Below are 26,866 nucleotides of genomic sequence, written 5' to 3'. Positions count from 1 at the left end.
CACGATTTATTCATAATTATTCGCTTTATTCTCCTAATCTATCAAAAAAAAACTACCTTACGTGCGAAATAATTCTTCTAATAATTTTGCGAGTTTTAGGTTTCGAACCTATTATAGCAAAAAGAGAGACATAAAACTATGCAGCATCACTGCATAGCCCAATGTCTCTCTTATTTGTCAATATTAATTATGTCCCTAGTCTTCAACTCGACTTCAATACATTCATCCTTAATGACCACTCCCTCGACCAATCGATTCGTCAAACCCTCACCATACTCCTCCAGACGAGTGTGCTGAGTTTTCAAAAAAGCTTTGATGTCTGACCAGCGTCTCCGCTTCTCTTCATTGGTTGCATTCTCAATTAAAAGTTGCTGTTTCCTTTCTCGAAGTTTAAATATTCGCTCTGCTATGCGTTCATAGTCTTCTTTCTGATTTGCAAATTGATATAATTGCTTTTGTAAATCGTGTAACTGATTATCAACATCTTCCGCTGTTTCATCGTATTTGTTATTAAGAACTTGGGTAATATTTTTCTCCAAAACTTTCAAGTAGTTACCTTTATCTCCTATGAACTCATTAATCGCCTCTAATACTGCTTCATGAAGGAGATCTTCCTTAACCGTTCTCGCCTGACATTGCGTATGGTCAGTAAGGCGAGTCACACACCGCCAGACAGTCGCTTTACTTCCTCGACTGTTCCATTTTACTCGTCTAAAAATATCCCCACAGTGTTCACAAATCACTTTGCCTGATAAGGCATACTTCCCTTGGTACACTCGCTTCTGTTTTCGTTTGCCTGAATATAAGTTACTTCTTCTAGCCTTTTCTTGTTGAGCCAAATGAAAGGTTTCTTTGGAAACAATCGGCTCATGGTTGTCTTCGATATAATACTGTGGGACTGTCCCGTCATTTTCCACCCGCGTTTTGGTGAGGAAGTCCACAGTATAGGTTTTTTGAAGTAAGGCATCTCCCATATATTTTTCATTGCTAATAATGCGGTTAATACTATCTCCCGACCATTTTAGTTTGCCGGATCCCGTTGGGATTTTGTCGTTCATCAAGCCTCGTGCAATTCGTCCCGTCCCTTTCCCCTCAAGGTATTCTTTAAAGATGCGCCTGACCACCTTTGCCTGTTCCTGATTAATGATTAACGTACCTTCATCATCGGAATCATAGCCTAAGAACCGGGTTGTATTAAATTTCACCTGGCCTTGTTGATATCGATATTGTAATCCTAACTTGATGTTTTTACTCATAGATTCACTTTCTTGCTGAGCAAGAGATGCCATGATGGTAATCAGAACTTCCCCTTTTGAATCCAAAGTGTTAATGTTTTCTTTCTCAAAGTACACTGCTACATTCTTTGCTTTTAGCTGTCTAATATATTTTAGACAATCCAAGGTATTTCTAGCAAATCTTGAAATTGATTTTGTGATGATTAAATCAATATTTCCTGTCAAACACTCATTTATCATCCGGTTAAATTCGCGCCGGTTCTTAGTATTAGTCCCTGAAATACCTTCATCCGCATAAATATCAACTAATCGCCAGTCAGGATTTTTGTTAATATAATTCGTATAGTGACTAACCTGGGTCTCGAAACTTCCAGTTTGTTCTTCACTTTCTGTAGATACTCGACAGTAAGCAGCGACTCTCAATTTTGGATGTTCTTTATCTAATGCACCCTCTTGTAATTTTTTACGAGCTGGAATTACCATAACTCTTTTATCTTTCATACTTCCACCTCTATGCTTTCATACAGCACTGATGCCTTTCGTAGGGGGTCTCGTGGTAATTTGGCTTTTTCCTTCCATTGAAACTTAGTAGAGATAGACATTTTAAGGGGCTTACACTCAAAGTTTCGTCCTAGCTTATTTTTTCGCCTCTCACGTTCCATTTGAACTTTTTCAAATAGTTCTATTGAAACAATTGCCGGATAAAAATCGGTCCCCATATATATTGGATTTGCCAGAACCCTACCAATAAATCCATGGGTTTTATTGAGGCCCGCTTCTTCACCCACTTTAACCAAAGACTTTCCAGTTAAGTATATTTCAAATAAGTCCCTAATTATTCTCGCTTCGTTTTCATCGACTGTTATTTCACCATGTTTTATCTGATATCCGTAATAGGTTTTCATTGGCTACTCCTTTCCGTAAATCTTAAACCACATTTTAGATAAAAATGAAAGGTTTCTCGATTCTCTACTTTTACCCTTTCTAAGAATTCACTTAATACACTATCCTCATGCTCATTAAATGGATTCCTTCGTTTCAAAAATTGATTCAGTTTCTTTAATTCTTGAAATCGAATTAATTTATTTTCATCTTCCTCAAGAACAGTTCGTTTTTCGTTCAACAGATTCTTCTTTTCTTGTTCAATTCGGTTCAAGTACTGATGATAAAATTCAACATCTATCAACCCACTACTCTTGAGTTCCGTAAGTGTTTGGATGTTATTCTGACAATCCATAATTTTTTCCTCTACAAGATTCAATCGGTTTTGAGTGACAAAAGATGTTTCACTAAAAGCGTCAATCGTTTCTTCAATAAGTTCTTCTCTAGCAAATATTAGCTTGTTTATCATGGTCATGAATGCCGCTTGAATGTCAGTTTCTTTTATAAATTTCATCGGGCATTGTTCCTTGTTACTGATATGCGTAGGACAGCACCAAGCTATGTAATTGCTTTGATTAGTGGAATAGTGAATTCTCCTTTTATAATTACTTCCACAATGACCGCATATTATTTTCTTCGTCAAGGGGTAGACAGTATTGCCTCGACTTACTTTGGTTTCACTTCGATTACTGAGTAAATCCTTAACTTTTTCAAAGTCTTCTCTTGAAATAATAGCCTCATGATTATCTGGAATGTATAACATATCAACGTCACCGTCGTTAACATGACGCTGAAATTCCGAGTCAGTGTATGTTTTTTGATACAAAAAATCTCCAACATAACGTTCATTTGTCAAAATATACAGAATCGTACTTTCTCGCCATATCTCTTTCCTAGGCGGAGTTATATTTTTAGAGTTGAGCTTATTGGCAATGCGATAAGTCCCTTCCCCAGCCAGATAGCTTTCGAAAATATCTTGGATAATCCTTGCTTCCTTTTCATCTATTTCTAGATTATTATTTATAACTTTATAACCATATGGTGCACTAATGTGTCGATAGGAATTATTCTCAACGCGCTTTCTCAATGCCCACTTGATATTTTCGGATATTGTTCGTGATTCATTCTCCGCTAAGATACTCATTGAGGATAGTAATAATTCACCATCCATCTGTTGTGTATTCAAGTTTTCTTTATCGAAATGAATAGCTATTTTTAACGCACTTAATTCTCTGACTACGGTTAAACATTCCAAGATGTTTCTTGAAAATCTTGAAATGGATTTTATCAACACAAGGTCAATCTTTAATTGCTTGCAATCATCAATTAGAGATTGTAGACCTGGCCGTTTCTCCATATTCGTTCCGGTAATACCATCATCCGAATAGATCCCTACTTTATCCCATTCTGGATGAGAATCAATGAGTTGATCATAATGCGCCACTTGACTTTCTAAAGAACCTAATTGTTCTTCGCTATCCGTTGACACTCTACAGTAAGCTGCTACACGAGTTCGATTATTATTTAACGGTTGCTGCACCGCTTCTATTTTTGTTACTTTCTTCATAATCTCACCTCCTTCGGCAGTCACATATTACCTCTCAAACCTTATACTATCAACGTTTTAGGCCAGTAAATCCTTTAAGTATGGATTGAATTTTTCTAAGTTTAATTGATGTATTTCCGCCTTTTCCTCCTCGGTGATTAGACCGACTTCCTTTAATTCATTTAAGGCTTGTTCAGACAGAAAATAATCTATTTCACCATAAAATTGTGATGTTGTTATTTTGTCTTTCATCGTTCTCCTCCTTATTGCTTTATCGCCAAAATAGAGGTGAGTTCTTTTGTAAGTTAGTCTCCCTCTTACTATTAGCCAGGAGAATGAATGAATTCGGACGGTCTAAAAAATTTAGGCAAAAAAATAGACCTACCAGCACAGAATGCTAGTAGGTCATCTTATTATTTCTCTTTCATGGTTACTAAATATATTACGCCATCTACTTCGACTTCACCTTCTCCTTTTCTTGGTTGAGGCTGCTCACCACCTGCTGCTTGTTCAGAAGACAATGTAATTAGGTCTTTATCATTTTTTAACTTCTCATTTACTGCTTTTTGTATCAGTTCTGGATCATGCCCCAGTGAACGAATGCTTTGAATTCTCTCTTGACCGTTGCCATGCTTTCCGGAAATAATTTCACCAACTAACTGCTCCTTTGTAATGGGTTGGATTTGACGGTTCACTTCTTTTTGAACTTTTACCGCATCATAGCCGGCTTGTTCTAATCGTTGTGTCCGAGCATTTCCATTTCCCCATTTTCCTTGAATCACTTCACGTGCTACTTCTTGAATAGGAAGTCCTCTGTTGGATGTCACAAAACCATAACGCGCTCTTGCATAGCCCTGAATGGTACTAGAATACTTATGATAGCTTCTTCTGGCTACTTGCGAAACACCATTAATAATCGCATTCCCCTCTATTGTATTGATGTTATTTCCAGATACCGATTCTACCAGCCCAATGTGTTGTGCCCAGCCTGTTCGTAGATGATCCCATCTAAAAATAACGATATCACCTGGCAAAGGTAAGTATGTGTTCTCAGAAGATTTAAGTTGATACCAGATCCCTTTTTGTTTAAAGATATTTTTATGACGTTCGACCCCACACTCCCGCCCAATTAAGTCTGTTGCCCCTGCTTCATCGGATATAACAGTTATAAAGGCATCACACCAATCATCGGTATATTTTACAGGATAGCCCACTGGTAATGGCTTCACCTGATTATAACGGTCAATTAAATTTTTATGGTTAGTTGATTGTTTAGTCATACCAAGGTATTTTTTTGCTACTTGTATTATATTATTTGCACTTACAGGCATCTGCATTCCTCCTTCATCTAATATATCCAACGCCCCTGAATTTGCTGCGTTAATTGCTTTTCTTCTAGCAATCATTAGTTTTAAGTAATTCTTATAGCCAATCGCTGCATAATCATATTTTGCACCGCCCACCTTAAATAGACCTTTAACAGCTACTTCAAACTCTCTTTGACCACTCACGTTATAAATTCCTCCAGGACGTAATAAGTAGGTCCAATCATCAACAAAGTCCTCTAACGAATGATATCGATAATAATACCCCCCTTCTCTATCCGGTCGCTTACTTCCTTTGGTCACAGTAATCCCTGAAGGTCTCACTACAACATCTAAACTTTCTTCATTAAAAGGCATACTCATACCCGATAAGTTATTATTTTGAATCGCAACCGGACTCTTGCCCCACATACTTTCAACATGTAGTTGTGTAATTAATAAGGAAGGTAATATTAAGTAAGTTTTTGATTTGTCTAATATAAGCTGAATAACCTCTAACGCGAAGGTAGCACCTTGATAATTTAATTCCATAATTCCTCCTAACTTTCCGAATCTTTATCTTCAGACTGATTAATTTGTTTGAGCGCTTCTTTGATTTTGGCAGGAACTGGCAACCCTATTTGAATCGCATTTTCCAATATTGACAATCCTTCATTTGAGGCATAAAAACTGATTATTGTTGTTCTCAACACTGCGGACTCTCCTCCAAAAATATGAACATCTAATAAGTTAGCTAGACTTACAATGACGAAAATCATAAATTTCTTGGTAATACCTTTACGCCCTACTCGACTCGACAATTCATGATCATGGTAGGCTCTTAATAAACCAGTCACATAATCCGATAGAACCAAAGCAACAAGAAATGTCAGTAGACCGTCTATTGGCCCCAGATACCATCCCAAAATGCCGCCAACAATTGCGCTTGTATTATTTACTACATTTGAATTTAATAGTGTTTTCAATCGTCTTCACCCACCTCTCAAAGATGCACGTAATTCCATAAATCGATTGCGATAGCGGATATTATCGATAAAGGTAATGTTATAAACATTGTCTCTAAACGTTATCGCAGTATCTTCAGAAATGTCGTCTCGATACCGGATTGTAAATTTTAATTCCTTTTCTAATGATAATCCTAAAGCTGAATAATACTCATCACCATGAAGATTTGATACATGAGCCCATGCGGATCCAAATTCAACATACTCTTTCCCATATGGCGTCCCATATTCATCCACTAATGTGCGTTCCTCTGCAAAACTCATTCTTTGGTTTAAATCATTGATCGTAATATTCATTAAAAAACCTCATTTCGATAAGGAAACAGAATCGCCCTCATTAACTGAATCATGGATTTAAAATCTGCAGTTTCTCGATTTTCATATAAATAGGCTACCCCATAAAGGATAGCCATGATAATATCTGCTGGGACTTCATCATATTCTGTCAATGAGTGTCTTAATGTATTTTCTACAGTTTGCTGGGAGGATTGAATGAGTTGAGTAATCAGACTATCTTCAACTTCATTCTCTACCCTTAAAAATAGCTTTGCTTCTTCTAAACTAACTACCATTACATTCACCTACTAACTATTATGCTCCTGCTTTTTGTTTTAATAACTTAACAGCTTCTGGTAAGATCAGCTTTCCGTCCACTCTTTGTGACCCTAAAAAACCAACCTGACCTGTCGTCGCATATAATTCATTTAATCGTTTAAAGCTGCGTCCTTCTCGATCCGCAATCCAGTAGTAACTGAAATCACCAAAAATCACAGTGGTTGCTCCAGCTGCAATTTCCGGAACATAAGGAGAGGTTAGGACAGGACAGTTTAAAATTTTATCTGGTGTACCGGCCACTAAAGATGGCTGCCAGATATATTGGCCATTAGTATCCTTTAGCTGACGAATGGCTTTGACCGTTTGGTCATTCATAATGAATACTGAATTTTTACGGTAAGGCTCTTTAACGGAATAATATAAATCAATAAGATTATCGAAAGTGATTGCCTTATCAGAAGTAGTAGTAATTCCTACCTCCACAGAATTATCAGAAAGTAGCCCTAATGGTTTTCCAACCCCATCCCCTACTAAGAAGGCCTCTTCTTCCTTAGATCCTAATCGGCGAGCAAACTCACGCGCAATATAACTTGGTAAATTAAACGCAGAATCGTTTAATAATTCCTCTGATACTTTTACTAAAGTCCCCAATTTATGAGCTCCTAATAAAACTTGATTGAAACTCAAATCACTCTCAACATAGGACCCTTCTTCATCCATCCAAGAAGCATCTCCTTTTGAAGCGACCACTGGAATTTTTCGTTCACCGCTACTCGTTTGAATGACTTTCGCAATGCGGCGGAAGATATTTTCTGACTCTAATCCTTCTATTAATTGTCGTTCAAATTCATCTGGGACTAAATACCCACCTTCTGAATCCGTTCCAACCTGCAGTGCATTCTGTATAACACCGCTATTCTTACCGCGCATTACATTCCAAAATGCTTGTTCATATTCTGGGCTAGCTTTCCCTGACGCAATTTCTTTTGTACTCTGCGGTGATGTGACAATACCTTGTGAAGTAGCTTGGTTCATCACTTTATCCATTTCTAGTTGTTTTTCTAAACGTTCAATTTCATGACCTAAAGAAATAACTTCTTCCTCCATCGCTTCATAGCGCTGCGTATCTTCTGCTGATAAGACATCTGACACTTTATAGCAATCATCTAAAAAATCCTTGGTTTGATCCCAAGCTTTAGCACGTTTTTGTCTTAATTCTTGTAATTTATTCATTAAATTTTCCTCCTAATATTTCAATCGCTCTAAGCGATCATAAAATGATTGAATCGGTGTGTATTTAGTTTCTAACTTCGCGACAAATTCAAGAGCTAATTGCTTCGTTGAAAAAGAATAATTTGATAACGCAAGCTCTTTATCACCTTGATAAATCACATCGCAGAAGCCGAGTTCTTTGGCTTTATTCGCATTCATCCAAGTTTCAGCATCCATCATCTTAGACAATTCTTCTCTTGATAAATCAGTTTTTAGTTCATAGGCATTAATAATTGATTCTTTCACTTCCTCTAACATAACAATCGCTCGACTCATTTCTTTACTGCTTCCCATCACCGCTGTTAATGGATTATGAATCATCATGAGAGAGGTTGGTGCCATCTCCACAGTTGTTCCGGCCATTGCAATCACACTGGCAGCAGAAGCAGCAAGCCCGTCTACTCGAACTGTTACCTCATTGGGATAATTCATTAACATCGTATAAATTTGACTGGCTGCAATACAGTCACCTCCCGGAGAATTCAACCAAATAATAATAGGCCCATCTCCTTCATCTAATTGATTTTTAAATAGTTGAGGTGTGACCTCATCGTCTAACCAGGAATTCTCAGCAATGACTCCATCCATTACCAGCTCCCTTACACTTTCATTATTTGTCTTCTTCCAATTCCAAAATACGGTCATCTGCATCTATCCTCTCTTTATAAAAAGCCCCCGCTTGATCCAGTGGAAGCATGTTGCCATTCACTAAATATTGATTGCCACCCTCTTTATCACTGATATGGTTCATGTCTTCTAACTCTCGAATGTCATTTGCTGAAAGCCAACCGTTTTGACGTCCTACAGCATAACCATTCATTCGCGTCTCATAATCACCTCGTAAAAGTCCACTTACATTAAACTTTACAAAGTAGGTATCTTTCTCATCTTTAAAAAACAGTGATTGGTGAATTGCTTGTTCAATACGAACGAGCCAAGGATTTAGTGTGTATTTCACAAATTCCATGGATTGTTGCTCGATATTATTGAAGCTAGAGCGGTCTAAATCTCCAATCATATGTGGCGGCACTCGAAATATTCGCGCAATTTCATTCAACTGAAATTTTCTTGTTTCTAAAAACTGGGCTTGATCAGGTGGAATCGTTAATTGATGGAATTTCATCCCCTCCTCCAACACCGCGACTCGATGAACATTCCCTTTAGAAAATTGTGATTGCCACGTTTCTCTTAACCGTTCCGGATCCTTGACAATCCCTGGATGCTGTAAAACGCCTCCGGGTGTTGCACCATTCGCGAAAAACCTAGCCCCATAATCTTCTGTAGCCAACGCCATACCAATCGCGTTTTTAGCCATCGCAATGGGGCTGTACCCCATCAGCCCATCAAAGCCCAAACCCGGAATATGAAGCACTTCTGATCTAGTTAGTGATATCTTTTCTTCTCTACCTGAGCCATCAGAGGTTTTGGTGTAAACATAAATCAATTCATTATTCTTCGCTCTTTGAACTTCTACTTGATTAGGCATCAATGGGTACATTCCTAACACATCACCTCTACCGTTGCGAATCACTTGAGCATAGGCATTTCCGTATAGGAGCAGATGTGACATCATCGTTTCTCTGAAAGTAAAACTCGTCATTTCTTCATTGGGCTCATCATGTAATAGAAAGTAGAGAGGGTGCTCTCGTGCTTTAACTTTGCTGCCATTGTCTTCATAACGATATAAATGCAAAGGTAAGCTCGCAACAGACTCGGACAGAATACGAACGCAGGCATACACTCCTGTTGACTGCATGGCCGTCCTTTCATTAACTTGTTGGCCAGAAGGGGTTGAGCCAAATAAAAAAGATAAGCGACTATTTGTAAAATTGGTCGGCTTATCTCTCGATCGAAATAACATTTTTAATTGTTCAAACATTTTCAATTTATCACCTCATTTATAACAGTAAAATACCTCGGTCTTCATACACCGAACCATGTTTCCCAGCATTTCGAATGGCTCGATCTAATGCCATAATCGTTGCGACTATCCCATCAATTTTTTCAGATGATTTTTCCTTATCTGGTTTAATATTTCCAGCTGGATCTTTCTTAATAAAGATGTTATCCGCCATCCAATGTAAAACTGGATGACCACCATGAGCAATTTTTTCTTCAAGAACCAGTTTCATTAATTCTTTGGTCGGAGGACTCATGTCTTTAAATCCTTGCCCAAATGGAACCACAGTAAAACCCATTCCCTCCAAGTTTTGCGACATTTGAATTGCTCCCCAACGGTCAAAGGCTATTTCCTGAATATTAAATTGCGTTCCGAGTTCTTCTATAAACTTTTCAATATACCCATAATGAACGACATTACCTTCAGTCGTTAATAAATCTCCACTATGTATCCATTGATCATAATGTACATGGTCTCGACTTACTCTAAGTGCCACATTATCTTCCGGCATCCAAAAGTAAGGTAGCACTGCATATTTATCTTCTTCATCTTCTGGAGGAAAGACTAGGACAAATGCCGATAAGTCTGTCGTAGAAGATAAATCTAATCCGCCATAACATACCTTGCCTCTCAGGCGCTCAGGGTCTACTGGAAAATCACAGGCGGACCATTTATCCATTGGCATCCACCGCACCGCTTGTTTCACCCATTGGTTCAATCTAAGCTGTCTAAATGAATTTTCCTCCGCCGGATTCTGTCTGGCACTTTCAAAGGCTGCTTCGACTTTTTCCATAGCTACAGTAATATCTAAGGAGGGATTCGCTTTTTTCCAAACCTCTGGATCGGTCCAATCCTCATCTTCCTTCGCTCCATAAATGACTGGATAAAAAGTAGGATCCGTTTTGCGACCTTCTATAATATCCTCCGCTTTTTGATGAACCTCATAACCAATGCTTTGAGTATCGTTACCTGCTGTTGTAATTAAAAAATATAAAGGCTGTGTCCTCGCGTCCCCAGAACCTTTCGTCATAACATCAAATAATTTACGATTAGGTTGTGTATGGAGTTCATCAAAAATAACCCCACTAATATTAAACCCATGTTTCGAGTAGGCTTCTGCCGATAAAACTTGGTAAAAACTATTAGTGGGATGAAAAATGATTCTTTTTTGTGAGGCAAGAATTTTTACGCGTTTATTTAAGGCAGGACACATCCGCACCATATCAGCGGCCACTTCAAAAACAATTGAAGCTTGTTGTCTGTCTGCTGCACAACCGTATACTTCGGCTCGTTCTTCCCCATCCCCACAAGTGAGTAATAGCGCTAACGCTGCTGCAAGTTCTGACTTCCCTTGTTTCTTAGGAATCTCAACATAGGCGGTATTAAATTGCCGATACCCATTGGGCTTGATGGTGCCGAACAAATCTCTGATGATTTGTTCTTGCCAATCAATCAATTCAAATGGTTTGCCTGCCCATTGACCTTTGGTGTGCGTTAAACATTCAATAAAATCTACTGCGTAATCCGCTTTTTCTTTATCATATACTGATGTCTTTTCCTTGAATTGTGTAGGTACATACTTTTTAAGTTTTCTCAATCGTCTCCCTCCCAAAAAAAACCAGAAAACTCTTTAAGAGTCCTCTGGTTTTAGAAATTATTGAGCCATATTACAATGTCGACAATAATAGGCTGTTCTATCTCTCATATTATGACAATATTTACACTCGATTTCATCCAACTCACCGGTCGATAGAAGCGTCCTATGATAACATTTTTGACAGTACACTGTATCACCTTCATCACAAAGCCAATCTTGATCATCATTACCACAATTTGCACAATTCATATTAACCTCCTAGAAATATATGATTTTTTATTATAAATATATTATATCTTGTATAAAAATAGAAGTTAATATATATTCTTAACTTTATCCTTTTGATATAGTACGTTTAATGAAGAACCGTTATCCCAAGAAACCATAATGGAACCAATATCATCGACTCCTACAACGGTTCCTAATGTGCCCACAGGAGGAGCTTGAACATCATCCATTTGAACTAATTCAATCCGACTGCCAAGAGGGTATCGTTTTTTGATAATTTCTAAAATTCGCTTATCCATTTTGGACCTCCTTTGGGAACCTAAAAGCACTATTTCCGGATAACTCTTTAAGTAAGATATTTCTTACGTCTTTGTAGTCCGGTCCTATCATCCCAATTGCCAGTAAAAATGTCCTAAAAGTATATTTGTCATTATCCGTTTGCGTTTCTTTTGCTGAAATAAATTTCCGTTCTTTTACGTACTGAATGGTTTTCTCAATGAATATGACTGTGGCTTGTATGACTTCTTGATCCGGTTGTTCATCGAACCAAGGAAATTCTAAATGATCACTTTTCACTTCAAAACAAACCCTGTCAGCATTTAAGGCTTTTTCAATTAGCACCCTTTTGGCAGTTAATAGATTTTCTAATTTGCCCAATTCACCGGCTTCAATTAACGGCACTGAAACAGCAAAGCCAGTTTCATTTTCTTGATTTATCACTCTAAATCCGGCTTCAAGAATCACTTGATGGACTTTTTCATTTAAACCAACGACTGTCGCATCGCGTTCAACCTTTATTTCCCCAATTTGATAAGCATATGTGGGTGTGCCAAGATACTTTATCGCCTCACCAGTTGCCTTTGATATGACTTCGCAAAGTTCTTTACGTTTACGACTTTCTAATTCATACATTATTTGCATGATTTCCCCCTCCTTTTCTTCATGTACATATATCACTCTAAACGGAGTAAAAGTCCAGTCATATCAGTGATTAAATAGCATTTATTACACATGATAAGATATACTATAAATAAAGGAGCTGATTTTATGCAATGGTTAACAACTTTCAATACCTGGTTTATCAATAGCAAAGATTCGATTACTTTATGGATTGCAATCATTGGATTTTTCTTGTCAATTTGGAACTTAATCTCAAAATGGTTAGATAACCGGACTCATTTAACCGTTGAAGTTAAAAACACCTATCGGATAAAATCAAACGTTCTTTTTCTAGAATTAGCTATTACCAATCATTCCAGAAAACAAACTGTACTCCAACGAACTAAAATTTCTATTCAAAACGAATATTTTGGTGTTTTACATGACGCTCGTCAGATTATGACAACCCAAGAAGTAGCAAAAGGATTTAAAGAAGCTACATATATTACTGCCTTTCCACTAACAATTCCACCGCTAGGTTGTGATCGATTTTGGGTAAGATATGACTTTGAAAATGAAATACCAGAATTGCTTGACGAAACGCAGGCTAATATTTCTTTAGTTTGTTTTGGTAAAGAGAAGCTTCATCCTGTCTCCTTACCTAAACGTTTAACTCTTGAGGAATTATTCAGAAATACTTGATAATACATCTGAATAGGTAAAATCTTTTCCTTTACGTTTTAAGCTTACACCTTTATCACTTCCAACTTGTTCAATATACCGTTTGATAATCACATCGCAGTATTTCTCATCTAGTTCAATTGTATAACAAACTCGATCCGTTTGTTCACATGCTATAAGCGTTGACCCGGATCCTCCAAAGGGGTCCAGTACAATCCCATTGGTTAAAGAAGAGTTTAAAATAGGGTACGCAATTAAGGGCACTGGTTTCATCGTTGGGTGGTCGCCATTTTTCTTCGGTTTATCAAACTCCCAAATAGTTGATTCCTTTCGTCCGGTATACCATAGATGCTTCCCTTTCTTCTTCCACCCAAATAGAATCGGTTCGTGTTGCCATTGATAAGGAGAGCGACCTAAGACCAGAGATTGTTTTTTCCAGATACAAGTGCCTGACAGATAAAACCCTGCCTCTTTAAAAGCTTTCCTAAAATTAAGACCTTCCGTATCAGCATGGAAGACATAGATCGATCCATCATCTGCTAGAACATCGTGAGAATGTTGAAATACGTCTAATAAAAACCGATAAAAGTCTTCATCGCTTTGGTTGTCATTTTGAATTTTCCCCGCTTTTCCTTCATAGTTCACGTTATAGGGTGGGTCCGTCACAACCAGATTTGTTTGACGGTCCCCCATTAACGATTCAAAAGTAGAGGCTTGGGTACTATCACCGCAGATTAAGCGGTGTCGGCCCAATTGCCAGATATCCCCTTGCTGCGTTATGGCGGGTTCACCAAGTACTTCATCCATATCAAAATCATCATCATGTATCCCCTCTTTTAAATCATCTTTAAATAAATCATCTAATTCATCCGGGTCAAATCCTGTTAATGATACATCAAAGTCTGTTGCTTCTAGGTCCGATATTAAAATGACGAGTTTGTCTTTATCCCAATCACCGCTAATTTTATTTAAGGCAACATTGAGTGCTTTCTCCTTGTCTTCATCTAAGTCGACAAGGACGCAATCGATCGTTTCATACCCTAAATCTTCTAATACCTTGAGTCGCTGATGCCCACCTACTACCCGTTCCGTTCTTTGATTCCAAATAATTGGATCAACGTAACCGAATGTTTCTAACGAACGTTTCAATTTTTCATATTCTGCATCACCTGGCTGTAAATTTTTTCGCGGATTATACTCAGCAGGAGTTAATTCTTTAAGAGATAACTTCCTCATCTCCATTGATAATCCCCTCCTTCGTTAATTTCTTATGAGCTGTTTGCTCCCAGGTAAACCGACTCGAATTAAAGTGGCCATAACAAGCTGTGCGCTGATATTTAACATGCCTTAAATTTAAATAGTCGATAATTCCCTTCGGACTTAAATCGTATGATAGTAAAATAATCTCTTTTAGTTTGTCGTCCGATAATTTACCGGTTCCAAACGTATTTACTGAAATGGCAACTGGCTGTGCTTTGCCTATCGCATAGGATATGCCGATTTCACATTTTTCTGCTAAGTTCTCATCAATCACTTGTCTTGCGATATGTCTTGCCATATAAGCACCCGACCGATCAACTTTTGTGGGATCTTTTCCTGAAAAGGCTCCTCCACCATGAGCACCTAAACCACCATATGTATCCACCATAATTTTACGACCCGTTAGTCCAGTATCTGCGTCAGGCCCTCCAATAACAAACCGACCAGACGGATTAATTAATATCAATGTATCTTCATCCAGTAAATCCTGACGGACAACTGGTAGAATAACACGAGATTTAACTTCTTGTTTTAATTGGTCGATATTTTTATCCTCATCATGTTGAATCGAAATGATAATCGCAGCAATCCTTTTCGGCTTTCCATCATTGTATTCTACACTGACCTGGGACTTGCCGTCTGAGTGGATTCCTTCAATCGTTCCTAACCATCTTGCTGAATCTAATCGTTGACATAATTGATGGGCATAAGATAATGGCATAGGTAAGCGGTCATAGGTTTCATTCGTCGCATAACCATAGACTGTCCCTTGGTCTCCGGCACCCAGCTCGTCATATTGACTTCCTTCTCGAACTTCCAGAGCTAAATCTACACCATCTCGAATGTCTTTACTTTGTTTTTGAATATGCATATGGATTTTGAACTTTCTCGCGTCATACCCACATGACTCCAATACCCGCCTAATAACTTGGCGGATTCCTATTTTTGTATTACATGTTATTTCTCCAGCTATAAATACATGACCTTTCGTAATCATTACTTCACAGGCTACTCGCGATTGATTATCCAGCGATAGTGCTTCATCTAAAATGGCATCCGATATTTGATCACATAGTTTATCAGGGTGTCCCTCACAAACACTTTCTGCTGTTTTAATTATTGTCATTGTCTATCCTCCAATTAAGATTTTTTCCTAAGTAGTTTTTCCATCAAATCATCTTTAGGTATCGGCCCATCATAGGACACACTCGCATTCTCTCGGACAATTTGATAAATCTGATACCACAGTGTATTAATTTGTTTCATGTAGTCTTTCGACATAGAAACATAGGGAGAGGCAATGGCATTCCCCGTCGTAGGATGCTTCGCTAGAAAACCAAATTCTGAAATAGCTTGTTCGCACTGGATCCATCTGGAAACTGTCATCGCATACTGTTCAATGAGTTGCTGATTCACAAGGGCTTCGCATTCATGTATTTTGAGCCAATTCCACATCTCCTTATAAATTTCTTCCACATAAAACTTTTCACCATTTTTTTGTTCTTGTTTTAAATAATCATTAATGGGTGGCATATCGGTCGCTTCCAAACCTGCTGGTGTGGGTAGAATATAAGTATCCTTCAACCGGTCATCATTTATCTTGTCCACTAAAGCATTCTTCTTTCGTCCTGCACCAATACGTGCGCCACCGCGCCTAGTACCATCTTTTGCCAACCACCTTTCACCTCATCTCAATTAGCCCCACTGTCAGGCAAATAGGAAGGGGGTAATACCCTGTTTGAATTCAAAAAAATTTACGCGAGGGTCCCCGCCCGCTGAACGCCTTAGCTTCAGAGAGATTCGACCTCCCCCTCCCCTTATATATTTCCACCATATTGACGTCACTAAAACCTATTTCTAGTATTTATACTCAACACCCTTTGGAAATCGATCCCCATCTAATATCGATTGCTTGGAGTGGCAAGGTTTGCATAATGTTTGAAGGTTAGTAAAGTCATTCGTTCCTCCTCGTCCCAGCGGTAAGATGTGATGCACTTCCTGACCAGCAGTCAGTCTTCCCTCTGCTTGACACTGCTCACACAAAGGATTCTGATGCAGATACAATTGTCGTATCCTTCGCCACTGTCTTCCATAGCGTTTGTTACTTTCAGGGTCTCTCTGATATCGATTGTAAGTTTGATGGCTTTCCTTTCGATGCGCCTCACAGTACCGTCCATCTACTAACTCTGGACACCCTGGATAAGAACAAGGTTTCTTGGGTTGTCTTGGCACAGTCTTTCACCTCCACATAGAAAAAGCCCATACAAGTTTTCAGCTTGCATAGGCTCGTGTCTTATCTTTTTTTCCTAGCTTAACATTAACAAAAGAGTTAACTGACATTCAATGACATTTACTGCTAAGATTTAAATTGTTTAGTCACATCATCTAATCCTTTATTATGTAACCGATAGATATGGCGGATATTATAATTTAAGTCGATAGCAATTTGTTCAAAAGGGAGAAAGCATAGATAACGTTTCTCTAGTACCATTTGTTCTTCTGAATCTTTTACTAACTTTATCCTCACCATGATATCTCGTTTCAAGTCCACTAGCTTATCTATATCGATATTGATTTCTTCTTGGAGGCTCATTATTTTGATAACGGTTTCTTCTAAGCTAGACTGCTTGGAATGAGGATACTTTGGCATGTCTGATAAAGTAGACGTTGCTTTAGTCGCTAAAAGTCTTAATTGGTCGACTTGTTCTAGTTTTGAATTAATACGTTGATCTAAGTAAAAAGCTTGTTGTAAATATTCTTTAGCATTCAATCTAACTTACCTCCAATTCCGCTTTGACAGCTTCCATTAATTGATTTTGAAATTTATCTTTTAACCTTAATGCTTTCATAACATCCTCATCAATCGTATCCTCAGTGATAATGTGATGGACTACAACTGACTCCTTTTGTCCTTGCCGATAGAGCCGCGCGTTGGTTTGTTGGTAAAGTTCTAAGGACCAAGTTAATGAAAACCAAACTAAAGTAGAGCCTCCTGCTTGTAAGTTTAAACCATGACCAGCACTAGCTGGATGAATCAAAGCGATTGGGATTAATCCTTTATTCCAATCTTGAAAGTCTTGTTGCGTCTTTAATACCTTCACATCAAATCGTTGGGTGATACGAGTTAAGTCATGTTTGAACCAATAGACTACCAAAAGTGGTTTTCCATTCGCAGCCTCGACAAGATCTTCTAGGGCATCTAACTTACGGTCATGAAGCCAGACACTCTCTTTTTGCTCATCGTAAACGGATCCACTGGCCATTTGGAGTAACTTATTGGAAAGACTGGCGGCATTAATCGCATCAATTTCTTTGTCTTTTACTTCCACAATCATTTCTTTTCGCATCTCGTCATAAACTTTGCGTTCCTTATCTGATAGCCTAACAACTACTTCATTGGTTATAAAGTTTGGCATATCTAAATAGTCCTCTGCCTTCATAGAAACTGTAATGTCTTCAATTTGATTGTAGATTGCTTCTTCTGCTTCAGGCTTAGGTTTATAAGAATAAATGACCATGCCATTCCGTTGATTGGGGTCAAAGTAACGCTGGCGGTAGTGAGTGATAAACCGTCCAAGACGCTCTCCCTTATCTAAGATTCGAAATTGTGCCCATAAATCCATTAAACCATTACTCGATGGCGTCCCAGTTAATCCGACAATTCGTTCGATAAAAGGTCTAACTTTTAGCAATGATTTAAAACGTTTTGCGGCATGTGACTTAAAACTAGAGAGTTCATCAATGATGACCATATCAAAATCAAATTGATAACCACTCTTTTCGATCAACCATGTGACATTCTCACGATTAATGATATATATTTCGACCTCTTGTTTAAGGGCTGACTGTCTTTCTATTTGATTACCAACTACGACAGAATAACGAAGATCCTGTAGATGGTTCCACTTTTCTATTTCATTGGGCCAAGTATCTCTTGCTACCCTCAACGGAGCTATCACCAAGACTTTCTTTACTTCAAAAGAGTCGTACATCAAATTCTTAATTGCTGTCAAAGTAATGACTGTCTTTCCAAGTCCCATATCTAAAAACAGAGCCGCGACAGGATGAGTATCAATGTATTCAATCATCTGTTGTTGATAACCATGTGGTTTAAACTCCATCACGAATCACCTCCTCAAGTATTCTTGATATATCTTCTGTGCTATCTAATACAAAACATTTAAAATCTAAGGATTGAAGTTGGTTAATCCGTTTCTGTTGAAGTTTACGTGGTTTATGACCGGGTGCTTTCACTTCAACAAAAGCCAGCTTGCCTCCTGGAAGCAATACCATTCGGTCAGGAATCCCAGTTAAACTTGGACTCGTCCACTTTAAACACCATCCTCCAAGACATCTGACTGCTCTAATTAATTGCTGTTCAATTTCCTTCTCTCTCATGTTACCCCCTCAAAAGTTTGATAAATCAATAAAGTGACGGTGAGTGATGGCTGTATCTATTCTTATTTATATATAATTTAAATTTTTGCTCTATATAAAATAGGTATAGAAATAGCCGTCACTGGGTGTCACTTTCCCTTTGAATCAAGCTTTATAAAAATTCACTTTGTAATTTCAGCCCATGGATGAAAGAACCACGATTGGTCTTCTTCCGTTCAAATCCCGCTGAGGCAAGAGCTGTATAAAAATCAGTCGTGCTTCTAGGGAATTCTCCAGAACGGTGACAATAGGCTCTATATTCCTCGTAGACTCTTCCTGATTTTTCTATGAGCCCTTCTTTAACATCACAGCAATCCATTATGAAATGATGGAACCAGTCATTCGTTTCCTTATAAAAAGCAACCGCATCTTTTACCTTTTGAGGCTGCGAAATTTTATAATCTTCAGCAATGACCTTCTGTGCCCCTTCAACTACCCAAGCTAAGATAGCTTCGCCGGCTTCTTGATAAAGAAAATCCGCGTAGTTTTTAATATCACTGTTTCCTTCAATCTTTGCCTCAAAGGGAATAACAATTAATCGTCGCCATGTTCCTTCATCCAAGGCACCTACTTTTGGAAGGTGATTGGTGTAAAGGACCAATGTATGACTCGGCGTATAAGAAAAGGGATCCTTAAACTTTTTCTCCGCGAAAATCTCATCAGTGGAGCATAACTTTTTGACAACCGACGTGTTGAGTCGCATCCCTTCTTGAAGTTCTGCAGAGATTAAGAGACGTTTTCCTTTTGCTTCTGCCAATTCGTATTTCACATTACCTTGTTGCTTCATCGTCAATGAATCCGCCGATAGATTCCCAGAGTAGCTACCTAGAACTTTGGCAATCACATTCCAAAAGGTAGACTTCCCGTTGCGGCCATCTCCATAGGCAATGATAAGGGCTTCCACGTATACCTTTCCTATCGCAGCAAGTCCGACAATTTTCTGAACGTAATCAATCAATTCTTGGTCCTCTTGGAAAAAAGTATTTAAAGCATCCAACCAATGTTTCTTTCCTTTGTCCGATACGTCCACTAAGGTTTGTTTGGTAATGAGGTCTTCTGGCCGATGCGCTAATATCTCTCCTGTTTTTAAATCAATCGTATAAGAAGGTGTATTAAGTAAAAACTCACCCTGGTCTAATTCACCTTGTTCAATTTCTACCAAATGACGTACCACATTTAATGCAGATTGAATGTATCGATTATCACGTCGTCTGAGCACAAAATCTTCATATGCTAAAGCATCTTCGAGATTTCGCATGACAACAGCTTGGTCTTTCGTCATGGCTTCTTGAGCTTTTTTCTTACTCATGGAAGTAAGTAACTGCATTCCCCCATTATTTTCCAGAAGCTGTCTGTATTCGTTGATTTTATTTCCTGCTTCTTCAAGTTGTTTATTCGTCAATTCTTTTACAACCCCAACAGCTTGAGACTTTGACTCGTCCCAATAACTCCCGTTATATACTAGAAAGTCCGTTGAAGGAGAATAGCAAAGCTGATGAGAAAAGTGTTCTGCCAATACAGAAGCTTGACCCACATCTGAATAGTCAGTGGGTTTATATTGATAGGTCACATTAAATTGGTCCGGCGGAATGTAATTAGGATCCTGAGACACGCGCTCTCCAAAATTCAATGCAGACTGCCAAATCTTATTCAATTCTTCTTCCGATAAAGGTGGCGAACAATCTAATGCTTTTTGATTAAACTGCTCTCGTGCTTCCTTAGTATTTCCTAAGCGAATTAAAAGTCGTCCAGCATAATGGCTCATCGTACTATTCCGAGACCCTTCTGGTATTAAAGACTGTTCATGATTCCATGTCTCAAATGAAGGCACTTGACGGATAAAGCTGCAGACCTTTTGATTGCCGGCGCAGTGGACTATTTCAGGATTGGCCACCCCAAATATCATACGCGCGCTATCTAAAGCATTGCGATCAAAGTAGGGAAAGTAATCGACAATTGATTCTTTTAACTGTTTATAATCTTGCGCATCATAAACTTCCTCAATCGGAAAATACACATGAAAGCGAGGTCGAGCTGATAAGCTGCCTTTACTCTTTTGATGGTTTCGACTCGCTACTAAATAACACGTCACATCTTGGAAGTAGGTAGTAAAGTCACTCATCTCAATCCAATCCTCTGAGTTATCAGAGTGATCATTATCTAAATCTAGTACAACAACATTTGACACCTTAAAATTCCCTACCGAACGATAGTTATTTTCATAGTCAGCAGCAACGTGATCATACGCTGCTGCTTGTTCTAATTTTTCTTTTGAATCGACACTGACTTGATGTGGAAATATGGTAGCTCGATGATTTCCAATCGTGTCTGAACAATATAAATCCATCTTTTCCCTCCTGTTAATCTTTTTGATAAAAGTGACATTCAAAACCATCGGCTCCAAGTTCTAAACCTTGAGCCCATTCTGGCTGTTTACTCATGATGGTTGATATTTCTTCAACACTTGATTGGCCTTCTGGAACTTCCAAGACAATCTCATCATGAACATGCATAACGACGCGATAGTCTTTGAGTCGGTACATAGCTTCAGCTAAAATATCTCTTGCAATACCTTGTACAATATTCTCAACAAACTTAGCTCCATAGGATTCTACTTCTTGCCAGTTATTTCCGGTCCCTATTCCCTCATAAACAACAGATTCTCCGCCGAAGCGATTTGATCCGATGCGAGGTTTGCAGTAAGCTAACCGACGTCCGGAGGGCAACTCAATAAATAAAATTCCTGATTCATAGGTAAAACGAAGTCCATGCGTTTCAGTGAGCATTCGTCCTTTCACTGTTTCTTTCGTACAGCGATCCACTGACCACCAGAAGTCTACAATATTAGGACTTGCATGACGCCAAGCATCTACGAGTGGTTTTAGGTCTCCTTCCTCTATCCCCATCTCAATGGCTCCCATGGCTTTAAGTGCGCCGACAGAACCCCCATAACCGAGAGCGAGTTCAGCAATTTTCCCTTTTTGGCGGAGATAGCTATTCACTCCATGCTTTTCAACGGGAACACCAAACATCTGGGAAGCAGACTCACAGTAAATATCCTTCCCTGCTTTAAAAGCTTCTTGTCGCCATTGTTCCTTGGATAACCATGCTAAGATTCGTGCTTCGATGGAAGAAAAGTCATCTACGATAAATCGATGACCCTTCTTGGGAATAAAAGCTGTTCGGATCAATTCCGATAAGGTATTAGATACTGAACCAAATAATAATTCCAAACTTTTGGTATCTTTCATTTTTACTAAATTACGAGCTTCCTTTAGATTAGTTAGGTAGTTACGCGGGAGATTTTGTACTTGAATCAGGCGGCCAGCATAACGCCCGGTTCGATTGGCTCCGTAAAACTGGATAAGTCCTCGTGCTCTGGAATCCAATCCCGTCACTGATAGCATCGCATCATATTTCTTCACACTCGACTTCGAAAGTTCTTGCCGCAGTTCGAGCACTTGCTTGTTCTTTCCTTTCGAAGTTTCCAAAGCTTCTTTCACTGCTTTTTTCGCCATAGATTCGATGGGACATTCTTGTTGATTGAGCCATTCTTTTAATTGAAGCGGTGAGTTTGGATTTTCTAAACCCGTTAAATCTTTAGCTTCTTGAAGATGATGCTCTCTGGTTTGTCTGCCGCAATAAATTGCCCCTTCTACCAAATCCATTTCCACCTCAATCCCTAAATCATTGATTTTCTGGTCTTGGTGATAGTAGTTCCACTCTTCACTTGACACAGGAAATTTAGACAGACGATGTTGAATTGCTAATTCTACTTCAATATCTCTTAGGTTATATTCTTTGAAAGATTTCCAATCTTGTAGGGAATGATCAGGCAGATTCCTTGCTCGGTAGTCATTCGCTTTGGTTGGTTTACAAGGTGTGCAAAAGTATCGAATCAGCCGCTTACCTTCCTGCATCTTTTTACATTCTAGCCCTAGCACCTCGCCAACTTTCTCTAATGACAGAGGTAAACCTAGAGAAGCGGACCACACCATAGAGCAATACCATCCACTTGGATCCAAATATTGTCCCGGTGGATATCCCAAAAATTGGCTTAAACAAACGCGTTCAAAGTTGGCATTAAAAGCCCATTTTTCAATGGTTTCATCTTCCAAACTTTTCAATACCTCATCAGGTAATTTTTCTCCCAAAGCGATATCTACCACTTGAGCGGGACCACTATCAATTGAATAAGCAAAGAGGAGGACTTCAAAGTCCCCACTCTCGGCATATTTATACACTCCTGCTTTAGATAAATTAACTGATGAGAAAGTTTCTATATCAATACTTATTGTCCTCATTTTTCATCCTCTTTACTTCTTGCTCATATTGATTCCATCGTCTAAGGATTGAGATCATAAGGTCCGTTCCAAGATCTAAAATAATGTTTAACCAAATTACGACGATAATGATCCAAACAATTAACTCTCCCATTACTCCCCCTCCTAAGCTAAGAAATCATCCGTTGCATCAGAAAGTGGTTTAAAATCTGAACTCGCAGAGGATCCACCACCTAGAGGTTCTCCGTCACGAATTTTCTGGATATTTCCTAGACCGCAAGCTACTCCTCGGTTCCCATTCACGTTATAAGCATAAAAATTGATAGACACTCGCGCATAAACGCCAGAATAAACTTCTGAACGGTCTAAAATGGGATTGACATACTCATCGACAATCTGTGGGGCTCTTACAGCATTGGCATTTACAAAGTAGGCATCTTGGTACTCTGTATCTTCTTTCTCAATATCCCCATCACGTAACGGCAATTTTAAAGCTGCTTTATTAGGCTTCTTCCCTCCAAACTTTCCAATTCCCTGTTCAATCGCGGCATCAATGGCTCGTTCAATAGCCTCAATAGTTTTCGTATCTGACTTCGGAATAATTAATGACGCGGAGTATTTTTCTTTTCCACCATTCATGGCAGCACGTGGCTCCCAGACATTGGCATAACTTAATCTCACTTCACCTGTAACGACTTTCGTTGAATTCATATTTGACATAATTCTTTCTCCTTTTTTATTTAAAATCTTCTTTAACATCGTGTCTGACAATAGCTGGACGTCCATCACTATCTGGGACTAACTGTATTTTGCCTGCTGAGCGCATTATCAAATCACCAAATATTTCATTAAATTTCTTGTTACCGATTTGCTTCTCTAATTTTGTTAGAGCCTTTAATTTCACTTCATGAATATCTTTAATGTCTTCTTCATTTGCACGTTGTTCCACTAAATCTACATCCATATATTTTCGAGTGGTTCGGCCTTCTACCAATTTAAAGCCAGACCATTCTTTGTTATGATCAGTTGCTTGTTGGTAGGCATAGGCCTTCACATCCTCAGCCCATCGCACGAGGTCATCTAACTGAGGTAATATCGCTTCAATCTCCTCATCTGACAGCAAATGCGCTTCTTTTAATTCATGCTTTTTGAGTTCAAGGTGGTGATTCGCTCTGTCTTTAGACACTGCTCTAATCTTGGTATGCTTTAACCACTCGCCAGGATTCAATTCACCTTCACCTTGATAAGCAAGTTCGGCTTTCTCCTTCAAATCACCGTTTGCCCATTCTAGGAGCGCATCTAAATCAATGACCCATGTCGCGATATTTCCGATACGAGGTTGATAGATAGAAAGATGGATTGTTTCAATATCATAAATCGCTTCAAATATCGAAAAAGCTCCAAGTGCGTATAGTTTCATTTGTGGGTTGTCTTCCACCGGGACATAGGTCTTTCCATACTTAAAATCTACAACTTTAAGGGTTGCCCCCGATGCGAGAATACAGTCTGCGGTTCCGAATCCTTCTGGAACATAAGTTGAAAAATCAACTCTTTGTTCAATTAAAACAAGCGGACTTTCTAATTCAGACATTTGTTCATGAATAAAACTGACGTAATCATCAGTGTAGGCTTCCATTTCATCAGAGTGATAAACAGAGGCCGGACGATTATTTTCAATACCTAATGACTTTTTCAATTTAAATTCAGCTAGTTCATGGGCAGCGGTTCCTTCTTCGGCATATACATTGGAGTCATCCACCCCCATGTCTTCGACAGCAATTTGTTCGAGTCTTGAAATGGGTGGGTGCTCTAACCACTTATGGGCACTGGAAGCTGATAAGAGAGCATGCTTCTTATTCGTCATGACTTAATGCCTCCGCTTCATGCCATAGGATGAAATAAGCTGATGGGTCTAATTCGCTTAACTTATTGGACCCCATTTTTTTAATGAGCAATCGGATTTCATCCGAGAACCCTTCTTGTGCTTTCTTTGCTAAATGTTTTTGTATTGCCTCAAAACTGATTGGCTGGACCGATTCTTGTTCATCAGGAATCGAGTATTCATCTAATGTCATCTGATTAGGATCCTCACTAACAAATGCTTGGTAAAAGTGTTCCCAATCTTCGTAAAACGATTGAATATTATCGTTGATGGCTTGTAACTGTTTCATCTGACTCATCTAAGATTTCCTCCTCTTTAATTTCGACTGATGTAATTTCATCGCCGGGTACTAGAATAGTGATATTCTGTTCTGCGCCAAACAACTTTTGACATAAACGCTGACTAAGTCGAGCTTTTCTTATGCGGACCATCTCTTGCTGACGCTTTGGCTTGGTTTTAATGGTTAGAGTTTGTCTCATCCAGGTTCCTCCTTTCGAAGGGCTTTTGATTTTTTCCCCTTCACTATTAGCCACCAGGGGGACCTAATTCGGACGGTCTTGTAAATATTTTTTTAATTTAGTTTTTGCTCGGTTGACTGCTTTACGAATGGCGGATTCATCTTTACCTTCTTCTCGTGCGATGCTGGAGTAACTTTCCCCATCAATTAGGCATCTTTTTATCAAATATATCTGCCGGTCAGATAAGATACTCGATAACTCGTTCATCCATATTTTGCTTAATACCTGGGACTCCACATCAATATTCGATTCAATAACTCTTTTTTGTAATTTACGATTTTTATAATCCTCACGACTTATATCTTCATAAGACCTATGTCGATCACTTCTAGATTGTTTCCTATCATTCAGCTTTTCCTCATAATAAAAATCTAGAAGTTCTGTTTTCCAATCAGCCTGATAATTCGAATCAGTCATTGCAATGATTAATTCCTGGTCATCTGGGAAGTCCTCAATTATCAACTCAATTTCTTTGCCACTCTTTCCTACATATTTCACTTTTAACGGTTTATACTGTTTCACTGTTTTGCTCCCTCTTGCCTAGAGAGCATCAAGAGCAAGAGAACAGCAAAAAGGCCTGTGACCAACAAAGTACACAGACCTACTCCTGCCATAAAATGAGCGCATTAAGGTAAGGGTACTTTTATCTACTAAAATCTAAGTACCAAACTTAGATCTTGAGTAGATTTTGTATCCTCTTGCCCTTAATGCATATCAGGCAGTATGATATTTAATATGAAATAAATTATCTATTTCTATTTTCATTATCACAGGAAGCTCACATTATGACCCGGCATTAATCGTGCCGATTTAAACACAAAAAAACTGCTTTAATCAACGGTTTTCATTCCGTTGATTAAAGCAGTTTTTATTAAATCCAATTCTAATAGCATTTCAAGCGGCAGTTCTCATTCCGCATTTTCAAAATAATGTTTATCTGTTCTACCTAAAACATTAAAATTTTGTGAATATAGTATTTTATTACATGCATGTAAGCCTAAATTGGAGTGACTAAATAATAAAGTTTGATACATTACGTCTCGAGGAGTAGACCTTAACTCGTACCCAGCTAATCTCAGTATTTTAAAACTAATATGGGGAGGTAAACTCATACCTAGACAGAATTGCATTATAACATCAAGAGAATGCTCTATATCATCTTGATTTTTCAATTGTCTTAATTTTCGGTCACTCAAATCACATAATTCCGCGACTTCCTCTACCGTATAATCATATAATTTGATAATATAACTAATCGCCTCAGGTAAATTATTTGGTATGTTTTTTAACAGTTCGTACAGATTGTGTGTTTTGCAAGACATTCCTACACAATATTGCAAAGAAAAAGTACACACCTTTGCGCCTGAAATTTTTCTCTGATT

At 38.5% G+C, this 26,866-nt stretch carries 30 protein-coding genes; 1 reads left to right on the top strand and 29 read right to left on the bottom strand.

Annotation, left to right across the window (positions count from 1 at the left end):
• Positions 1 to 170: 170 nt before the first annotated feature.
• From PVE40_RS00930 to PVE40_RS00865, 14 genes are all read right to left on the bottom strand, one after another.
• The gene (locus tag PVE40_RS00930) at positions 171 to 1,736 is read right to left on the bottom strand and encodes a recombinase family protein (RefSeq protein ID WP_274729993.1); all 1,566 of its coding nucleotides are present in this window, start codon (positions 1,734 to 1,736) and stop codon (positions 171 to 173) included.
• Positions 1,733 to 2,140, bottom strand: a complete 408-nt coding sequence (locus tag PVE40_RS00925; protein ID WP_218930249.1) for a recombinase family protein — start codon at positions 2,138 to 2,140, stop codon at positions 1,733 to 1,735. Before PVE40_RS00925 ends, PVE40_RS00930 begins: the two co-directional genes overlap by 4 nt.
• Complete coding sequence (locus PVE40_RS00920) at positions 2,137 to 3,684, bottom strand: recombinase family protein (protein WP_274729992.1); 1,548 nt, start codon at positions 3,682 to 3,684, stop codon at positions 2,137 to 2,139. Before PVE40_RS00920 ends, PVE40_RS00925 begins: the two co-directional genes overlap by 4 nt.
• A gap of 57 nt (positions 3,685 to 3,741) precedes the next feature.
• On the bottom strand, positions 3,742 to 3,915 hold the full coding sequence (locus PVE40_RS00915) for an SHOCT domain-containing protein (protein ID WP_274729991.1): 174 nt from the start codon (positions 3,913 to 3,915) through the stop codon (positions 3,742 to 3,744).
• 161 nt (positions 3,916 to 4,076) lie between these two features.
• Positions 4,077 to 5,519, bottom strand: a complete 1,443-nt coding sequence (locus tag PVE40_RS00910) for a glucosaminidase domain-containing protein (RefSeq protein ID WP_274729990.1) — start codon at positions 5,517 to 5,519, stop codon at positions 4,077 to 4,079.
• An 8-nt stretch (positions 5,520 to 5,527) separates the two neighbouring features.
• Positions 5,528 to 5,953, bottom strand: a complete 426-nt coding sequence (locus PVE40_RS00905; protein ID WP_274729989.1) for a phage holin family protein — start codon at positions 5,951 to 5,953, stop codon at positions 5,528 to 5,530.
• 6 nt (positions 5,954 to 5,959) lie between these two features.
• Entirely contained in the window at positions 5,960 to 6,289 is a 330-nt protein-coding gene (locus PVE40_RS00900; RefSeq protein WP_274729988.1) for a phage head closure protein, read from the bottom strand.
• A complete protein-coding gene (locus PVE40_RS00895; RefSeq protein WP_197115141.1) occupies positions 6,289 to 6,564 on the bottom strand; it encodes a head-tail connector protein in 276 nt (91 codons plus the stop codon). Before PVE40_RS00895 ends, PVE40_RS00900 begins: the two co-directional genes overlap by 1 nt.
• A gap of 19 nt (positions 6,565 to 6,583) precedes the next feature.
• The gene (locus PVE40_RS00890) at positions 6,584 to 7,780 is read right to left on the bottom strand and encodes a phage major capsid protein (protein WP_197115142.1); all 1,197 of its coding nucleotides are present in this window, start codon (positions 7,778 to 7,780) and stop codon (positions 6,584 to 6,586) included.
• Between the two features lie 12 nt (positions 7,781 to 7,792).
• Entirely contained in the window at positions 7,793 to 8,464 is a 672-nt protein-coding gene (locus PVE40_RS00885; protein ID WP_062467890.1) for a head maturation protease, ClpP-related, read from the bottom strand.
• The gene (locus PVE40_RS00880) at positions 8,430 to 9,698 is read right to left on the bottom strand and encodes a phage portal protein (protein WP_274730039.1); all 1,269 of its coding nucleotides are present in this window, start codon (positions 9,696 to 9,698) and stop codon (positions 8,430 to 8,432) included. The genes PVE40_RS00885 and PVE40_RS00880 overlap by 35 nt, the downstream gene beginning before the upstream one ends.
• 19 nt (positions 9,699 to 9,717) lie before the next feature.
• On the bottom strand, positions 9,718 to 11,316 hold the full coding sequence (locus PVE40_RS00875; RefSeq protein WP_218930255.1) for a terminase large subunit: 1,599 nt from the start codon (positions 11,314 to 11,316) through the stop codon (positions 9,718 to 9,720).
• A gap of 314 nt (positions 11,317 to 11,630) precedes the next feature.
• On the bottom strand, positions 11,631 to 11,843 hold the full coding sequence (locus PVE40_RS00870) for a DUF4314 domain-containing protein (protein ID WP_218930256.1): 213 nt from the start codon (positions 11,841 to 11,843) through the stop codon (positions 11,631 to 11,633).
• Entirely contained in the window at positions 11,836 to 12,465 is a 630-nt protein-coding gene (locus tag PVE40_RS00865; protein WP_218930257.1) for a hypothetical protein, read from the bottom strand. Before PVE40_RS00865 ends, PVE40_RS00870 begins: the two co-directional genes overlap by 8 nt.
• Before the next feature lie 126 nt (positions 12,466 to 12,591).
• On the opposite strand from PVE40_RS00865, the gene PVE40_RS00860 reads away from it, so the two are divergent.
• Entirely contained in the window at positions 12,592 to 13,125 is a 534-nt protein-coding gene (locus PVE40_RS00860) for a hypothetical protein (protein WP_218930258.1), read from the top strand.
• Here PVE40_RS00860 and PVE40_RS00855 read toward each other — a convergent pair.
• From PVE40_RS00855 to PVE40_RS00785, 15 genes are all read right to left on the bottom strand, one after another.
• Complete coding sequence (locus PVE40_RS00855; RefSeq protein ID WP_218930259.1) at positions 13,108 to 14,346, bottom strand: site-specific DNA-methyltransferase; 1,239 nt, start codon at positions 14,344 to 14,346, stop codon at positions 13,108 to 13,110. The two genes, PVE40_RS00860 and PVE40_RS00855, sit on opposite strands and share 18 nt — an antisense overlap.
• The gene (gene metK, locus PVE40_RS00850) at positions 14,321 to 15,490 is read right to left on the bottom strand and encodes a methionine adenosyltransferase (protein WP_235956225.1); all 1,170 of its coding nucleotides are present in this window, start codon (positions 15,488 to 15,490) and stop codon (positions 14,321 to 14,323) included. Before metK ends, PVE40_RS00855 begins: the two co-directional genes overlap by 26 nt.
• 14 nt (positions 15,491 to 15,504) lie before the next feature.
• Complete coding sequence (locus PVE40_RS00845) at positions 15,505 to 16,038, bottom strand: P27 family phage terminase small subunit (protein ID WP_274729987.1); 534 nt, start codon at positions 16,036 to 16,038, stop codon at positions 15,505 to 15,507.
• Between the two features lie 183 nt (positions 16,039 to 16,221).
• Positions 16,222 to 16,596, bottom strand: a complete 375-nt coding sequence (locus PVE40_RS00840; protein WP_062467881.1) for an HNH endonuclease — start codon at positions 16,594 to 16,596, stop codon at positions 16,222 to 16,224.
• A 124-nt stretch (positions 16,597 to 16,720) separates the two neighbouring features.
• The gene (locus tag PVE40_RS00835) at positions 16,721 to 17,134 is read right to left on the bottom strand and encodes a hypothetical protein (RefSeq protein WP_218930261.1); all 414 of its coding nucleotides are present in this window, start codon (positions 17,132 to 17,134) and stop codon (positions 16,721 to 16,723) included.
• 1 nt (position 17,135) lies between these two features.
• Positions 17,136 to 18,485: a DEAD/DEAH box helicase gene (locus PVE40_RS00830; protein WP_274729986.1), complete on the bottom strand. Its 1,350-nt coding sequence runs from the start codon at positions 18,483 to 18,485 to the stop codon at positions 17,136 to 17,138.
• Entirely contained in the window at positions 18,475 to 18,762 is a 288-nt protein-coding gene (locus PVE40_RS00825; protein WP_218930263.1) for a VRR-NUC domain-containing protein, read from the bottom strand. Before PVE40_RS00825 ends, PVE40_RS00830 begins: the two co-directional genes overlap by 11 nt.
• A 151-nt stretch (positions 18,763 to 18,913) precedes the next feature.
• On the bottom strand, positions 18,914 to 21,148 hold the full coding sequence (locus PVE40_RS00820; protein WP_274729985.1) for a phage/plasmid primase, P4 family: 2,235 nt from the start codon (positions 21,146 to 21,148) through the stop codon (positions 18,914 to 18,916).
• Positions 21,149 to 21,161: 13 nt separating this feature from the next.
• Entirely contained in the window at positions 21,162 to 23,105 is a 1,944-nt protein-coding gene (locus PVE40_RS00815; RefSeq protein ID WP_274729984.1) for a DNA polymerase, read from the bottom strand.
• A gap of 144 nt (positions 23,106 to 23,249) precedes the next feature.
• Complete coding sequence (locus tag PVE40_RS00810) at positions 23,250 to 23,804, bottom strand: DUF2815 family protein (protein ID WP_218930266.1); 555 nt, start codon at positions 23,802 to 23,804, stop codon at positions 23,250 to 23,252.
• A gap of 16 nt (positions 23,805 to 23,820) precedes the next feature.
• Positions 23,821 to 24,948, bottom strand: coding sequence for a DUF2800 domain-containing protein (locus PVE40_RS00805; RefSeq protein WP_218930267.1), 1,128 nt, complete (start codon positions 24,946 to 24,948; stop codon positions 23,821 to 23,823).
• Positions 24,938 to 25,264 carry a hypothetical protein gene (locus PVE40_RS00800; RefSeq protein WP_218930268.1) on the bottom strand — a complete coding sequence of 109 codons (327 nt, stop codon included), beginning with the start codon at positions 25,262 to 25,264 and terminating at the stop codon, positions 24,938 to 24,940. Before PVE40_RS00800 ends, PVE40_RS00805 begins: the two co-directional genes overlap by 11 nt.
• Positions 25,227 to 25,445, bottom strand: coding sequence for a hypothetical protein (locus PVE40_RS00795; RefSeq protein WP_218930269.1), 219 nt, complete (start codon positions 25,443 to 25,445; stop codon positions 25,227 to 25,229). Before PVE40_RS00795 ends, PVE40_RS00800 begins: the two co-directional genes overlap by 38 nt.
• A 63-nt stretch (positions 25,446 to 25,508) precedes the next feature.
• Positions 25,509 to 26,006, bottom strand: coding sequence for an RNA polymerase sigma factor (locus PVE40_RS00790; RefSeq protein WP_274729983.1), 498 nt, complete (start codon positions 26,004 to 26,006; stop codon positions 25,509 to 25,511).
• 386 nt (positions 26,007 to 26,392) lie between these two features.
• On the bottom strand, positions 26,393 to 26,866 hold a 474-nt coding region (locus PVE40_RS00785), incomplete at its 5' end, for a hypothetical protein (RefSeq protein ID WP_274729982.1).

Origin of the sequence: Jeotgalibaca caeni (assembly GCF_028863945.1) — a bacterium.
GTDB lineage: Bacteria > Bacillota > Bacilli > Lactobacillales > Aerococcaceae > Jeotgalibaca > Jeotgalibaca caeni.
Note: the sequence above shows the minus strand (reverse complement) of the source record. Positions and strands in the feature narration are given on the sequence as shown.

Bases quoted from the DNA above. Each gene is read 5' to 3' on its own strand.
- PVE40_RS00930 (WP_274729993.1), bottom strand. From the start codon at position 1,736: ATGAAAGATAAAAGAGTTATGGTAATTCCAGCTCGTAAAAAATTACAA.
- PVE40_RS00925 (WP_218930249.1), bottom strand. From the start codon at position 2,140: ATGAAAACCTATTACGGATATCAGATAAAACATGGTGAAATAACAGTC.
- PVE40_RS00920 (WP_274729992.1), bottom strand. From the start codon at position 3,684: ATGAAGAAAGTAACAAAAATAGAAGCGGTGCAGCAACCGTTAAATAAT.
- PVE40_RS00915 (WP_274729991.1), bottom strand. From the start codon at position 3,915: ATGAAAGACAAAATAACAACATCACAATTTTATGGTGAAATAGATTAT.
- PVE40_RS00910 (WP_274729990.1), bottom strand. From the start codon at position 5,519: ATGGAATTAAATTATCAAGGTGCTACCTTCGCGTTAGAGGTTATTCAG.
- PVE40_RS00900 (WP_274729988.1), bottom strand. From the start codon at position 6,289: ATGAATATTACGATCAATGATTTAAACCAAAGAATGAGTTTTGCAGAG.
- PVE40_RS00895 (WP_197115141.1), bottom strand. From the start codon at position 6,564: ATGGTAGTTAGTTTAGAAGAAGCAAAGCTATTTTTAAGGGTAGAGAAT.
- PVE40_RS00890 (WP_197115142.1), bottom strand. From the start codon at position 7,780: ATGAATAAATTACAAGAATTAAGACAAAAACGTGCTAAAGCTTGGGAT.
- PVE40_RS00885 (WP_062467890.1), bottom strand. From the start codon at position 8,464: ATGACCGTATTTTGGAATTGGAAGAAGACAAATAATGAAAGTGTAAGG.
- PVE40_RS00880 (WP_274730039.1), bottom strand. From the start codon at position 9,698: ATGTTTGAACAATTAAAAATGTTATTTCGATCGAGAGATAAGCCGACC.
- PVE40_RS00870 (WP_218930256.1), bottom strand. From the start codon at position 11,843: ATGGATAAGCGAATTTTAGAAATTATCAAAAAACGATACCCTCTTGGC.
- PVE40_RS00865 (WP_218930257.1), bottom strand. From the start codon at position 12,465: ATGCAAATAATGTATGAATTAGAAAGTCGTAAACGTAAAGAACTTTGC.
- PVE40_RS00860 (WP_218930258.1), top strand. From the start codon at position 12,592: ATGCAATGGTTAACAACTTTCAATACCTGGTTTATCAATAGCAAAGAT.
- PVE40_RS00855 (WP_218930259.1), bottom strand. From the start codon at position 14,346: ATGGAGATGAGGAAGTTATCTCTTAAAGAATTAACTCCTGCTGAGTAT.
- metK (WP_235956225.1), bottom strand. From the start codon at position 15,490: ATGACAATAATTAAAACAGCAGAAAGTGTTTGTGAGGGACACCCTGAT.
- PVE40_RS00830 (WP_274729986.1), bottom strand. From the start codon at position 18,485: ATGGAGTTTAAACCACATGGTTATCAACAACAGATGATTGAATACATT.
- PVE40_RS00825 (WP_218930263.1), bottom strand. From the start codon at position 18,762: ATGAGAGAGAAGGAAATTGAACAGCAATTAATTAGAGCAGTCAGATGT.
- PVE40_RS00820 (WP_274729985.1), bottom strand. From the start codon at position 21,148: ATGGATTTATATTGTTCAGACACGATTGGAAATCATCGAGCTACCATA.
- PVE40_RS00815 (WP_274729984.1), bottom strand. From the start codon at position 23,105: ATGAGGACAATAAGTATTGATATAGAAACTTTCTCATCAGTTAATTTA.
- PVE40_RS00810 (WP_218930266.1), bottom strand. From the start codon at position 23,804: ATGTCAAATATGAATTCAACGAAAGTCGTTACAGGTGAAGTGAGATTA.
- PVE40_RS00805 (WP_218930267.1), bottom strand. From the start codon at position 24,948: ATGACGAATAAGAAGCATGCTCTCTTATCAGCTTCCAGTGCCCATAAG.
- PVE40_RS00800 (WP_218930268.1), bottom strand. From the start codon at position 25,264: ATGAGTCAGATGAAACAGTTACAAGCCATCAACGATAATATTCAATCG.
- PVE40_RS00795 (WP_218930269.1), bottom strand. From the start codon at position 25,445: ATGAGACAAACTCTAACCATTAAAACCAAGCCAAAGCGTCAGCAAGAG.